The 11,951-nt window shown below is 71.3% G+C and carries 13 protein-coding genes; 8 read left to right on the plus strand and 5 right to left on the minus strand.

What is annotated here, in order from left to right; all coding sequences use genetic code 11:
* From BWR60_RS33410 to BWR60_RS33420, 3 genes are all read right to left on the minus strand, one after another.
* Positions 1-586: thiamine pyrophosphate-binding protein (locus BWR60_RS33410; protein WP_144445849.1), on the minus strand; the 586-nt coding region annotated here is incomplete at its 3' end.
* On the minus strand, positions 587-1,090 hold the full coding sequence (locus tag BWR60_RS33415) for a hypothetical protein (RefSeq protein WP_088157215.1): 504 nt from the start codon (positions 1,088-1,090) through the stop codon (positions 587-589).
* Between the two features lie 21 nt (positions 1,091-1,111).
* Positions 1,112-2,443, minus strand: coding sequence for a tetratricopeptide repeat protein 38 family protein (locus BWR60_RS33420; RefSeq protein WP_088157217.1), 1,332 nt, complete (start codon positions 2,441-2,443; stop codon positions 1,112-1,114).
* Positions 2,444-2,808: 365 nt separating this feature from the next.
* Between BWR60_RS33420 and BWR60_RS33425 the strand changes: the two genes are divergently transcribed.
* Both BWR60_RS33425 and BWR60_RS33430 read left to right on the plus strand, forming a co-directional pair.
* A complete protein-coding gene (locus BWR60_RS33425) occupies positions 2,809-3,366 on the plus strand; it encodes a sigma-70 family RNA polymerase sigma factor (protein WP_088157219.1) in 558 nt (185 codons plus the stop codon).
* The gene (locus BWR60_RS33430) at positions 3,363-3,998 is read left to right on the plus strand and encodes an NrsF family protein (RefSeq protein WP_088157221.1); all 636 of its coding nucleotides are present in this window, start codon (positions 3,363-3,365) and stop codon (positions 3,996-3,998) included. The genes BWR60_RS33425 and BWR60_RS33430 overlap by 4 nt, the downstream gene beginning before the upstream one ends.
* A gap of 4 nt (positions 3,999-4,002) precedes the next feature.
* Here BWR60_RS33430 and BWR60_RS33435 read toward each other — a convergent pair whose 3' ends face one another.
* Complete coding sequence (locus tag BWR60_RS33435; RefSeq protein WP_088157223.1) at positions 4,003-4,647, minus strand: TetR family transcriptional regulator; 645 nt, start codon at positions 4,645-4,647, stop codon at positions 4,003-4,005.
* A gap of 94 nt (positions 4,648-4,741) precedes the next feature.
* Here BWR60_RS33435 and BWR60_RS33440 point away from each other — a divergent pair, with 94 nt between their 5' ends.
* Positions 4,742-5,407, plus strand: coding sequence for an O-methyltransferase (locus BWR60_RS33440; RefSeq protein ID WP_088157225.1), 666 nt, complete (start codon positions 4,742-4,744; stop codon positions 5,405-5,407).
* A 42-nt stretch (positions 5,408-5,449) separates the two neighbouring features.
* Here the strand turns inward: BWR60_RS33440 and BWR60_RS33445 are convergent, their stop codons facing one another.
* Positions 5,450-6,655: an ROK family transcriptional regulator gene (locus tag BWR60_RS33445; protein WP_088157227.1), complete on the minus strand. Its 1,206-nt coding sequence runs from the start codon at positions 6,653-6,655 to the stop codon at positions 5,450-5,452.
* Between the two features lie 155 nt (positions 6,656-6,810).
* Here BWR60_RS33445 and BWR60_RS33450 point away from each other — a divergent pair, with 155 nt between their 5' ends.
* The 5 genes from BWR60_RS33450 (at position 6,811) to BWR60_RS33470 (ending at position 11,899) form a co-directional block, all read left to right on the plus strand.
* On the plus strand, positions 6,811-7,830 hold the full coding sequence (locus BWR60_RS33450) for a substrate-binding domain-containing protein (RefSeq protein WP_088157229.1): 1,020 nt from the start codon (positions 6,811-6,813) through the stop codon (positions 7,828-7,830).
* Between the two features lie 209 nt (positions 7,831-8,039).
* The gene (locus tag BWR60_RS33455) at positions 8,040-9,014 is read left to right on the plus strand and encodes an ABC transporter permease (RefSeq protein ID WP_088157231.1); all 975 of its coding nucleotides are present in this window, start codon (positions 8,040-8,042) and stop codon (positions 9,012-9,014) included.
* A complete protein-coding gene (locus BWR60_RS33460) occupies positions 9,011-9,817 on the plus strand; it encodes an ATP-binding cassette domain-containing protein (protein ID WP_218823803.1) in 807 nt (268 codons plus the stop codon). Before BWR60_RS33455 ends, BWR60_RS33460 begins: the two co-directional genes overlap by 4 nt.
* Before the next feature lie 43 nt (positions 9,818-9,860).
* Positions 9,861-10,883, plus strand: a complete 1,023-nt coding sequence (locus BWR60_RS33465; protein WP_088157235.1) for a hypothetical protein — start codon at positions 9,861-9,863, stop codon at positions 10,881-10,883.
* A gap of 2 nt (positions 10,884-10,885) precedes the next feature.
* Entirely contained in the window at positions 10,886-11,899 is a 1,014-nt protein-coding gene (locus BWR60_RS33470) for a carbohydrate kinase family protein (protein WP_179222056.1), read from the plus strand.
* Positions 11,900-11,951: the final 52 nt, after the last annotated feature.

The following is an 11,951-nucleotide window of genomic DNA, read 5'->3' on the forward strand; positions in this document are numbered from 1 at the left end:
GGCGGTCGGCCAGCGCCGCGATCGCCGGATCCTGCGGCGCCACCGCCGGGCGCAGCACCGCCGGCGGGGCGACCGGCCGCGGCGCCGGGTCGGCCATCGCCGCCACGGCCGGCGACAGGTCGAGATGCACCGGCCCCATCGGCTCGGCCAGCGCGATCGCCAGAGCGCGGGCCACGGTCGGGCCCGCGCTCTCCGGCTCGACCTCGAAGCTGGCCTTGACCAGCGGCCGCAGCATCGCCGCATGGTCGATCACCTGGTGGGTGTAGCGGGCGCGGGTCGGCCGATCGACGATGCCGGAGACGATGACCAGCGGCACATGCTCCTGCGCCGCATCGGCGATGCCGTTGACCGCGTTCGCCAGCCCCGGGCCGACGGTGGCCACGAGCAGGCCAGGCGTGGCGGTGGTCACCGAGGCGCCGGCGGCCATGATCGCCGCCGCGGTCTCGTGCCGGGCCAGGTGGAAGCGGATTCCCGCCGCCTCCAGCCCGTCGATCAGGGTCACGACCTCGCCGCCCGGCATGCCGAAGGCGTGGCGGATGCCGTGGGCACGCAGGGTGGCGGCGATCGTGTCGGCAACTCGGGTCATCTACAGGGCGCTTTCAGCGGGTTGGGACTCGCGGAAGCGTACGACGTAGGCGACGACAAGGCCGAACAGGATGTGGCCGGCCAGCGAGGCCCAGGCCAGCGGGATGAAGCCGAGGAAGGCCGGCAGCCCGGCGAAGATGTGGGCCATGACGTAGAGCGCGAAGACCCACAGGCCGGTGCCGAAGCCGATGCCGGTCAACACCAGCGGCAGCTGCGGCAGGATCCGGCGCTGCAGCGGCCGGGCGATGAAGAGGTAGCCGATCGGGTAGAAGACGATGCCGGTGATGGCGTGGATCAGCTCCGCCACCGTCCAGTTCTGGAAGCCGAAGACGGATTGCACCAGCGCCGCCGGCTGCAGCGGGCCGCCGACCAGGAAGGGCGTGATGCCGCGGGCCCAGACCTCCCAGGTCACATCGGCGGCGATGCCGGCCAGCAGGATGGTGGGGACGAGGCGGCCGGACAGGGCCGGGAACAGCGGCGCCGGGGTGGCTTCGGTCATGGTCATGATCTTGATCTCCAGTCGAGCTTAACGATGGGCCCGGAGGCGGGCCGAGGATGCGCGGCCGTCGACCGCCGCGATCAGGCGGTCCTCGGCCTTCAGGCGGCGGCGGGCGGCGCCGATCGCGCGCAGGGCCGGGGCGTCGCCGCGCCGGGACGCGGTTTCGGCCAGGGCCAGGACGAACAGGTCGCGCTGGGCGTTGCTGCCGCCGAGTTGCGGGAGAGCCGCGGCCAGGCGGTCGAGCACGCCGCGCTCCCCGCCCATTCCGGTGATCGCCCGGGCCAAAGGCAGGCCGGGATCGGCGGCGACCCGGGCCTGGTCGCCGCTGCCCTGGGCGCGGACCTGCAGCGCCATCACCAGCTCCGCCGCCGCCGGCCGGTCGCCGAGCGCGACCAGGGCGATCAGATTGTGCAGCGACGCGAAGACGAGGGTGGTGTCGGCCCGGCGCCGGCGGGCGATCTCCGCCAGCTCGGCCCAGCGACCGCCGACATCGACGCCCAGCCGCTCCAGCCGCCACAGCAGCGACACGGCGTTGGCCATGTCCCGGAAATCATCGGTCGGTGCCGGCCGCACCTCCTGGTCGTACAGGCGCAGCACGCGCTCATGCTCGCCGCGCTCCAGATGCAGCAGCGCCAGGTGCCAGGCCATATGGAAGCTGAAATTGTTGCAGCGGGACCAGCTGCCGCGGCTGCGCTCCAGCCACTCGATGCCGGCTTCGGTCTCGCCCCGCATCTCATGGACATGGGAGACGGCGTGCAGCCCCCAGGCGTCGTCCGGCTCCATCGCCACCGCCTGGCGGCCATAGGCCTCGGCGGCGGCATAGGCGCCGTGCTCCTCGACCGCGAAGGCGTGGCAGCCCAGCAGGAAGCCGGCGGCCGGCCGGTCGGGGCACCACACCGCCATCATCCGCTGCGAGGCGGCCAGCATGCCGGCGGCGTCGCCGAGCATGAAGCGCAGCGCATGCGCGATCTTGAACGGCAGGAAGGTGGCCGGCCGGTCGGCGAAGCTTTGATCCAGGGACGCCGCCGCATCGGCGAAGCGGTCGTCCGACGCCAGGGCCAGAGCCTCGACCAGCGCCCGCTCATCGGCGGTGCCGCCCGCCTTCGCCGCCAGGGCCCGCCGGGCGTCCGCCAGGGCCTCGCGCGCCGGGGCGGCCAGCTCCTCGCGGGCCTGGATCAGGCTGGCGAAGCCCTTCAGCGCCAGGGCCGGCACATGGTCCGGGTCGGCGGCCAGCGCCCGGCCGAGGGCGATGCCGGTCGAGGGCCGGTGGGCCGCGAGGCCGCGCACCGCCTCCTCGAAGGCAGCGGTGGCGGCGCGGCTGGCGGAGCTGGTCGAAAGGTCGAAGGCATCCAACGGCATGTCATGTCCTTTGGGCAAGGCTCGACCGTGGCGTCGATCGGGCGACGCGGCGGCAGTTCGGTTCGGAGGGGTGTCTGGCGGAGGATCAGCCGTCCGGGGTTGCGACCCTCGACCGCAATGCGGGGAGGCCGGTGAGGCCGGCAGGATGCGCCGTCGCCGGATCCGCGGTCCGTGGAGCAGGAAGAGGCAGGAGACGATCCATGGAATGGTCCGCAGAGGGGGCACGCCGCGATGGGCTTGTGACGGCTTCTTCGGCGGCCATGCGGCTGGTATTACACCGCCGAGGAAATTTTTCTGATGGCGCCAGCGCAACGCGCCCGGTCCTGTAACGAATCCGGAGTCGGAGCCGTATGAGGTGATGACGCGTGAGTGATCCGGTGCGGGAGGACCAGTGGGCGACATGGATGCGGGCCGCGATCTTGGGCGACGCCGGGGCCTATCGCCTGTTCCTGCAGGCGGTGACGCCGCATCTGCGCGCCATGGCGCGGCGGCGCGGCGCCCTGTTCGGGGGCTCCGCCGCCGATGCCGAGGACGTGGTGCAGGAGGTGCTGCTGGCGATCCATCTGAAGCGCGGGTCCTGGGACCAGTCGCGGCCGATCGGGCCGTGGATCTCGGTGATCGTGCGCAACAAGATGATCGACGCGCTGCGCCGGCGCGGTCGCCATGTCGACGTGCCGATCGAGGATGTGATCGACACGCTGGAGGCCGAGGCGACGCCCGACGGGCTGGAGCAGCGGGACGTCGAGCGCCTGCTGTCGCAGCTGAAGGAGCAGCAGCGCGACATCGTCCGCTCGATCTCGGTCGAGGGCGGCAGCGTGCGCGAGATCGCCACGCGATTGGGCATGACCGAAGGCGCCGTGCGCGTGGCGCTGCACCGTGCGCTGAAGGCCCTGGCGGCCCTGTACCGGAGTGACATGGAGTGAAGACCGACGACCTCATCACCGCATTGGCGCAGGACGCGCCGGTCCGCTGGCGGCTGGGCCGCGCGGTGGCCGCCGCCATGGCCGGCGGCGCGGTGATCGCGGCTGTCATCTTCTTCACCGGCATCGGCGTGCGGCCGGACGCGATGCAGGCGGCCATGACCATCCGCTATCTGTTCAAATTCGTCGTCACCCTGGCGCTGGCCGTCACCGCCACCGGGCTGATCCTGCACCTGGCGCGGCCCGGCGTGCCGCTGGGCGCCTGGCGCTGGGCCCTGCTGGCCGCGCCCCTGCTGCTGGCCGTCGCGGTGGCGCTGGAGATGATGGCGATGCCGATGTCCACCTGGGGCGCCCGCTGGATCGGCACGAATGCCCGCTGGTGCATGACCCTGATCCCGCTGATGGCGCTGGGCCCGCTGGCGCTGCTGCTGTGGGCCCTGCGCCAGGGCGCGCCGCGGAACCCGGGCCGGGCCGGGGCGGTCGCCGGGCTGGTGGCCGCCGGCATCGCCGCGACCTTCTATGCCGCGCATTGCCCGGATGACAGCCCGTTCTTCGTCGCCACCTGGTACACACTGGCGACCGGGGTCGTGGTGCTGATCGGCACCCTGGCTGGGCGGCGCTGGCTGCGCTGGTAGCCGCTCAGCCGGTCCCCGGCCCCCGGGCGACGCGCTCCAGATAGGCGCACAGCATGTCGGCCAGCGCCTCGGCATAGGCCTCGATCTCAGCCTCGGTCCGCGGGCGGTCGGAGAAGCTCTTCCCCACCTCGCTCAGCGTCGTCATCACCAGATGGCCGGCGAGGTCGCGGGCCGCGTCCGGCACCCCGGGCATCGCCTCCCGCATGAAGGCCTCGGTCGCGCGGTGCCCCGCCGCCCTCACCTCCCGCGCCTCGGGCGCGTCGCGGTACAGCGGTGCCGCATCGTTCAGCGCGCCGCGGACCGCCGCCTCCTCGCATTCCGAGCGCAGGAAGGCATGGACCAGCCGGCGCAGCCGTTCCAGCGGCGGCCGTCCGGCATCCTCGAGGATGGTGCGCAGCAGGTCGGTGGTCTGCCGCCACTCGTCGCTCTGCAGCCGGAACAGGATGGCAGCCTTGTTCGGGAAGTACTGGTAGATCGACCCGACGCTGACCCCGGCCTTCTCCGCCACCCGCGCCGTGGTGAAGCGCTGCGCGCCCTCCTTCGCCAGAACCTGAACAGCAGCCTCCAGGATCGCGGCGACCAGCCCCTCCGACCGCGCCTGCTGCGGCTGCTTTCGCGAGGAAATCTGCGGCTTTCGGCGATCGCTCACGGGCGGGTCCGGCAACGCGACTCAGGAACCTGACGAACTAGTCGTATTTTCGGTCCGGCGCAAGGATGCGCCCCCGTTTCGACCGGAGACCCGCATGACCACCCTGACCACCGCCCCGATCTCGCCATTGCTGGACCGCCTGTTCGCCGCGGCCGACGAAGCCTCGCCGATGGCCAGCCCCGACTTCGCCGACCTCGCTGGCGGGGAGCATGAGCGGCTGATGCGCAGCAAGACCGAATATCTCGACTTCTACGGCCGGCTGAAGGACTTCCCGCTCGCCGTGTCGCGCGAGGCCGGCGCGCTGCTGTACATGCTGGCGCGGGGCTGCCGCGCCCGGTCGATCGTGGAGTTCGGCACCTCCTTCGGCATCTCGACCCTGCACCTGGCCGCGGCGCTGCGCGACAATGGCGGCGGCCGCCTGATCACCAGCGAGTTCGAGCCGTCCAAGGTGGCGCGCGCCCGTGCCCATCTGGCGGAGGGCGGCGTGCTGGACCTGGTGGAGATCCGCGAGGGCGACGCGCTGAAGACGCTGGCCGCCGACCTGCCGGAATCGATCGACCTGGTGCTGCTGGACGGTGCCAAGGCGCTCTACCCCGAGATCCTGGACCTGGTGGAAAGCCGCCTGCGGCCGGGCGCCTTCATCCTGGCCGACAACGCCGATTACAGCCCGGACTACCTGGCGCGGGTGCGGGCGCCGGGCGGCGGCTACCTGTCGATCCCGTTCGGCGAGGATGTCGATCTGTCGCTGCGGCTCGGCTGACGCCGGCCCCGATCCATCCCGCTCTGGTGCCGCCGAGCGACCTCAGCCCGCCTTCCGCCGCTCCGCGATCAGCCGGTCGACCGCCTGCGGCTGCAGCCGGGTGTCGACCACCAGCCGGGCTGCGCCCAGTAGGCCGGCCATCTCGCCCGACCGCGCGGTGGTGATGGTCAGGTCGCCCGTCGCCAGCGGCAGGCAGCGCTGGTAGACGAATTCGCGGATTCCGGCCAGCAGGTGTTCGCCCGCCTCGGCCAGGGTGCCGCCGACGACGATGACGCCGGGGTTCAGCACCGCGACCACATCCGCCGCGACCTCGCCCAGCACCCGGCCGGCCTGGCGCACCAGGCTGATCGCCTCCGGCCGGTTGCGCTGGACGAGATCCATCACGTCGCGCGCGTTGCGCGCCTCGAAACCCCTGGCCCGCAGGTCGCGGGCGATGGCCCAGCCGGCGGCGTAGGCCTCGACGCAGCCGAGCTTGCCGCAGCGGCACAGCGGCGCCTCGGCGTCGCGCAGCTGGATATGGCCGATGTCGCCCGCCGCGCCGCGGGCGCCGCGATGCATCCGGCCATCGGTGATGATGCCGCTGCCGATGCCGGTGCCGGCCTTGATGAAGACCAGCTGCCGCTCCTCCGGCCAGAATTGCCGGTGCTCGGTCAGGGTGCGCAGCCGCACGTCGTTCTCGGCCAGGACCGGCGCCGCATACTCGGCGGCGAACCAGCCGGGGATGTCGAAATCGTCCCAGCCGGTCATCACCGAGGGGCCCATCACCCGGCCTGCGGCATGGTCGACCGGCGCCGGCAGGCACAGGCCGAGGCCCAGCACCTCGTCCGGCCGCCGGCCGATCCCGGCCAGCAGCTCACGGAACTGCCGGGCGATCCAGGTCAGGATCGGCACGGGCCCGTTGCCGACCTCGAGATCCCCGAGCCGCTCGGCCAGCACATGCGGCCCGAGATCGGTCGCCGCGACACGGATCCGGCTCTCGCCCACATCCGCCGCCAGCACCACCCCGAACTGTTCGTTCAGCCTGAGAACGCGGGCGGGTCGGCCGCCGCTCGCTTGCGTCTCCTCCGCTTCCTGCAGCAGCCCGGAGTCGAACAGCACCCCCAGCCGCTGGGTGATGGTCGCGCGGGAGAGATCGGAGATGCGGGCGAGATCGGCCCGCGACCGGGCCTGGCCGGACAGGATCAGCGACAGCACATGGCCGGCGCCGGCGGTGCCCAGGGCATGGATCTCGGGGTCTGAAACAGCCATGATTCTTTATGATCGTTTTCAGTCAAAAGATCCAGAAGATCCGATTGACTCTCATCAAAAGCCGGACTTATCGTTCCGCTTGCCGGTCAATCGTCCGGCCAATCGGCAGGGCTGGCGCCGCAGAAGCGCCCGCCCGCAAACAGGAGGAAACCGCGATGATCCGATCGCAGACGCCCAAGGCTGCGCTGTCCGTGAACCGCCGTCGCCTCGCCGGCCTGCTCGCCGCCGGCGCCGTCGGGCTGGCCCTGGCCGCCGGCAGCACCGCCGCGATGGCGCAGGAGGCCGTGGTCGGCCTGGTCACCAAGACCGAGGTCAATCCCTTCTTCGTCAAGATGCGCCAGGCCGCCGAGGCGGAGGCCAAAGCGAAAGGCCTGAAGCTGATCGCCCGCGCCGGCAAGTTCGACGGCGACAATGAGGGCCAGGTCGCGGCGATCGAGGACCTGATCAGCGCCGGCGCCAAGGGCATCCTGATCACCCCGAACAACTCGACCGGCGTGCTCGGCGCGGTGAAGAAGGCGCGCGACGCCGGCATCCTGGTGATCGCGCTGGACACCGCGACCGACCCGGCCGACGCGGTCGACGCCACCTTCGCCACCGACAATTTCCAGGCCGGGGTGCAGCAGGGCCAGTACGCCCGCAAGGCGCTGGGCGACAAGGCGCCGAAGCTGGCGATGCTGGACGGCACGCCGGGCGGCACGGTCGACACCTTCCGCCATGACGGCTTCCTGAAGGGCTTCGGCATCGCCGAGGGCGACGCCGCCATCGTCGGCAAGCAGAACACCAACGGCGCCCAGGACAAGGGCCAGACGGCGATGGAGAACCTGCTGTCGGCCCATCCCGACATCAACGTCGTCTACACCATCAACGAGCCGGCGGCCCAGGGCGCCTATGCCGCGATCAAGGCGGCCGGCAAGACCGACGACATCGTCGTCACCTCGATCGACGGCGGCTGCCTGGGCGTCAAATACGTCAAGGACGGGCGCGTCGCCGCGACGGTGATGCAGTTCCCCTACAAGATGGCGCAGATGGGCGTCGACGCCGTGGCCGAATACGCCAAGAGCGGCAAGAAGCCGAGCGGCTTCGTCGACACCGGCTCCTTCCTGATCACCGGCAAGCCGCTGGAGGGGCTGGAGTCCAAGGATCTGGAGTTCGGAGAGAAGAACTGCTGGGGCTGAGCGCCGCGGCGGAGATCGAACGGATGCTCTGACCGGTGGCGCCGCTTCCCCCTCACCCTCCCGCCGCCTTCGGCGTCGGGCCCCTCCCTCTCCCCGAGAAGAGGGGACCTTCACCTCTCCCTCGGGGAGAGGTCGAAATCGCGCCAGCGATTTCGGGTGAGGGGGAGCGGTCTCTCCGGTCCGAACGGACCCTCCCGAACGAGAGAGCGATGGCCCCTTCCTCGTCCTGGATCGGGCGGGCGGCGCGGGTTCTGACCACCCCGCCGCTCGGCCCGCTGATCGTGCTGGTCGCCTTCGCCGCCGTGTTCACGGCGATGAGCGACCGCTTCCTGACCCCGGGCAACCTGTCGCTGATCGCGCAGCAATCGGTGATCATCGGCACGCTGGCGATCGGCCAGACGCTGGTGATCCTGACCGCCGGCATCGACCTGGCCACCGGCGCCATCGCCGTGCTGGGCACCATCGTCGCCGGCAAGCTGGTCGATGAGGGCCATGCCGCCCTGCCCGCACTGCTGCTGGCGATCGGGCTGTGCAGCCTGGTCGGGCTGGTCACCGGCACGCTGGTCAGCCGGCTGAAGCTGCCGCCCTTCATCGTCACGCTCGGCATGCTCGGCATCGTCACCGCCGCCACCCGCCTGTTCTCCGGCGGCGGCGCCTTCCCGGTGATGGACGACCTGCTGGGCTGGACCGGCAACACGCTGCGCCTGGGCGGCGCGGTGATCACCTATGGCATCCTCATCATGCTCGGCCTCTACGGGCTGGTCTGGTACCTGCTGAACCACACCGCCTGGGGCAAGCATGTCTACGCCATCGGCAACAGCCCGGAGGCGGCGCGGCTGGTCGGCATCCCGGTGCGGCGGCGAATCCTGTCGGTCTATCTGTTCGCCGCCTTCCTGTACGGCATCGGCGCCTGGCTGGCGCTGGGGCGGATCCCGAACGCCGACCCGAACGCGATGCAGAACGCCAACCTGGACAGCATCACCGCGGTCGTGATTGGCGGCACCAGCCTGTTCGGCGGCCGCGGCAGCCTGATCGGCACGCTGATCGGCGTGCTGATCGTCGGCGTGCTGCGCAACGGCCTGACGCTGATCGGCATCGACCCGCTGTGGCAGGACCTGGTCACCGGCGTCCTGGTCATCGCCGCGGTGGCGCTGGACCAGCTGTCGCGATGGAGGCGGGTATGAGCGCGCCGGTGCTGGAGGCCCGCGGCGTGGTCAAGCGCTACGGCCATGTCACAGCACTTGGCGGCGTCGATTTCGAGCTGCGTGACGGCGAGGTGCTGGCGGTGATCGGCGACAACGGCGCCGGCAAGTCGACGCTGATCAAGGTGCTGTCCGGCGCCGTCACGCCCGATGAAGGCGAGGTGCTGCTGGACGGAAAGCCGGTGCGGTTCCACGGGCCGCTGGACGCCCGCCGCCGCGGCATCGAGACGGTGTACCAGGACCTGGCGGTGGCCCCGGCCCTGGACATTGCCGCCAACCTGTTCCTGGGGCGCGAGCTGCGTCGGCCTGGCCCGCTGGGACGCTGGCTGCGGCTGCTGGACAAGCCGCGGATGCGGCGCGAGGCGCAGCGCCACATGGACGAGCTGCGCTTCCGCCTGCCCTCGATCACCCATGCGGTCGAGAGCCTGTCCGGCGGCCAGCGCCAGGGCGTCGCCGTGGCCCGCGCCGCTGTGTTCGCCCGCAAGCTGGTGATCATGGACGAGCCGACCGCGGCGCTGGGCGTGCGCGAGACCGGCCAGGTGCTGGACCTCATCCGCACCATCCGCGACCGCGGCCTGCCCGTGGTCCTGATCAGCCACAACATGCCGAACGTGTTCGAGGTGGCCGATCGCATCCATGTGATGCGCCTGGGCCGCCGCGTCGCCGTGACCTCGCCGCAGCGCCACAGCATGGCCGAGGTGGTGGCGATCATGACCGGGGCGATGCCGGGCGACCAGCCCGTCCCGGGCCGTGGGCCCGCCCCGAACGGCGATACCGCCGAATGACCCTTCTTTCACTTCTCCCTGACCGAAAGACGAGAGACCGAGCATGACCCGCCTGGACGAGAAGCTGGCCCGCATCCGCGCCGGACAGTACAAGCGCAGCGACTTCATCATCGCCGACGCCAAGGACGGCGACATGGGGCCGAGCCTGACCTCGACCGGCCCGAAGCGCGCGCCGGACGGCAGCTGGACCCGCTATCGCACCCGCGACGAGTTCCTCGACACCATCCGCCAGGTGGTGGAGCAGGACATCGTCGACATCATGCTGGTCTCGGCCTCGAACCTGGAGCGGCTGGTCGAGAGCGGCACCTTCCGCGACAGCCGCGTCAAGCCGGCGATCCGCGCCAACGACACCACCGATGTCTGGGTGGTCCGGGGCTGCTCCTACCCCCAGCAACCCTCGCGCCCGTTCCGCTCGGCCGTCCTGCCGCGGGTGATGCATGGCGGCCTGAGCCCTGACCCGAAGGCGCCGGTCACCGGCACCGATCTCGGCCTCTACTCCGTCACCTTCAACAACGACCTCGACTCCGACATCCGGTCGCTGGAGGCCTTCGCCGAGTTCCGCGCCGACTGCGCCGCCAACGGCTTCAAGTACTTCTTCGAGGTGTTCAACCCGAATGTCTCGAGCGGCATCGACCCGGAGCTGCAGCCCCACTACCTGAACGACTGCATCCTGCGCTGCCTGGCCGGGGTGATGAAGGCCGACCGGCCGCAATTCCTGAAGATCCCCTTCAACGGCCCGAAGGCGCTGGAGGAGCTGGCCAGCTTCGATTCCAGCCTGATCGTCGGCGTGCTCGGCGGCGGCGCCGGCACGACGCGGGACTGCTTCGAGCTCTTGCATCAGGCCGAGAAATACGGCGCCCGCGTCGCCCTGTTCGGCCGCAAGATCAACCTGGCGGAATCGCCGCTGGCGATGGTGAGCTTCATGCGCCAGGTGGCCGACGGCACGATCGCGCCGGAGGAGGCGGTGCGCGCCTATCACGGCGAGCTGCAGAAGCAGGGCATCACCCCGCTGCGCCCGCTGGCCGAGGATGTGCAGACCACCGAAGCCGTGCTGAAGCAGGGCTGACCGTGGAGCGCTCGGGCATCATCTGCGGCGGCACCATCTGCATCGACGTCAACAAGGTCATCGACCGGTTCCCGCCGCAGGAGCACGTCGCCAAGATCGTGGAGGAGACGCCGGATTCCGGCGGTCCGGGCTTCAACATGGCGATCGACCTCGCCCGCCTGGGCGCGCCCTTCCCGATCGAGGTGGTGGGCGTGGTTGGCGACGACGCCTATGGCCGGCTGGCGCTCGACGTCTGCCGCGACCACGGCGTCGGCGCCGGCCGGATCGCGGTGCTGCCGGGCAGCCGCACCGCCTACACCGACGTGATGATCGTGGCCGAGGGCGGGCGGCGGACCTTCTTCTACCAGGAGGGGGTCAACGCCCTGCTCTCGCCCGCGCATTTCGACCTGGCGGGGTCGACGGCGAAGATCTTCCATGTCGGCTCACCCGGGGTGCACGCCGAGATGGACGCGGCGCAGGGCGGCGGCAACGGCTTCACCGAGGTGCTGACCCGTGCCCGCGCCTCGGGCCACCGCACCAACATGGAGCTGGTGGGCGTGGCCGGCGACCGGCTGCGCGACCTGACCGTGCCCTGCCTGCCGCTCCTGGACAGCATCATCATCAACGAGCTGGAGGCGACGGCGCTGACCGGCTTCGAGACCCATCGCGACGGCCGGCCCGACTGGGCCCTGGTCGAGGCGGCGGCGGCGGCGCTGATCCGCATGGGCGTGTCGACCCTGGCGGTGGTGCATTTCCCGGAAGGAGTGGTCGCCGCCGACCGCGACGGCCGCCTCTGGCGTCAGGGCGCGGCCTGGGTGCCGCCGGAAGCGGTGAAGAGCACCAACGGTGCCGGCGACGCCCTGGCCTCCGGCGTCATGCTGGGGCTGCACGAGGGCTGGCCGGTGGGGAAAGGCCTGCGCCTCGGCGTCTGCGTCGCCGCGCTCAGCCTCGGGTCGTACAGCACGTCACGGGCGATTCCTTCGGCCGAGGAGTGCTTCGCCTATGGGGAACGGGCGGGGTTCAAGCCAACGAGTTGAGTGGCGGGCTCCCCAACCGAGTCCCCCCTCCCCTCGCGGGAGGGGGTTAGGG

The organism is Inquilinus limosus (genome assembly GCF_002195995.1).
Lineage (GTDB): Bacteria > Pseudomonadota > Alphaproteobacteria > DSM-16000 > Inquilinaceae > Inquilinus > Inquilinus limosus_C.

What these genes read in the sequence shown, in the direction of transcription:
- BWR60_RS33460 (WP_218823803.1), top strand. Translation starts at nt 9,011, where the DNA reads ATGAGCGCGCCGGTGCTGGAGGCCCGCGGCGTGGTCAAGCGCTACGGC.
- BWR60_RS33445 (WP_088157227.1), bottom strand. Translation starts at nt 6,655, where the DNA reads ATGGCTGTTTCAGACCCCGAGATCCATGCCCTGGGCACCGCCGGCGCC.
- BWR60_RS33465 (WP_088157235.1), top strand. Translation starts at nt 9,861, where the DNA reads ATGACCCGCCTGGACGAGAAGCTGGCCCGCATCCGCGCCGGACAGTAC.
- BWR60_RS33420 (WP_088157217.1), bottom strand. Translation starts at nt 2,443, where the DNA reads ATGCCGTTGGATGCCTTCGACCTTTCGACCAGCTCCGCCAGCCGCGCC.
- BWR60_RS33455 (WP_088157231.1), top strand. Translation starts at nt 8,040, where the DNA reads ATGGCCCCTTCCTCGTCCTGGATCGGGCGGGCGGCGCGGGTTCTGACC.
- BWR60_RS33415 (WP_088157215.1), bottom strand. Translation starts at nt 1,090, where the DNA reads ATGACCATGACCGAAGCCACCCCGGCGCCGCTGTTCCCGGCCCTGTCC.
- BWR60_RS33450 (WP_088157229.1), top strand. Translation starts at nt 6,811, where the DNA reads ATGATCCGATCGCAGACGCCCAAGGCTGCGCTGTCCGTGAACCGCCGT.
- BWR60_RS33440 (WP_088157225.1), top strand. Translation starts at nt 4,742, where the DNA reads ATGACCACCCTGACCACCGCCCCGATCTCGCCATTGCTGGACCGCCTG.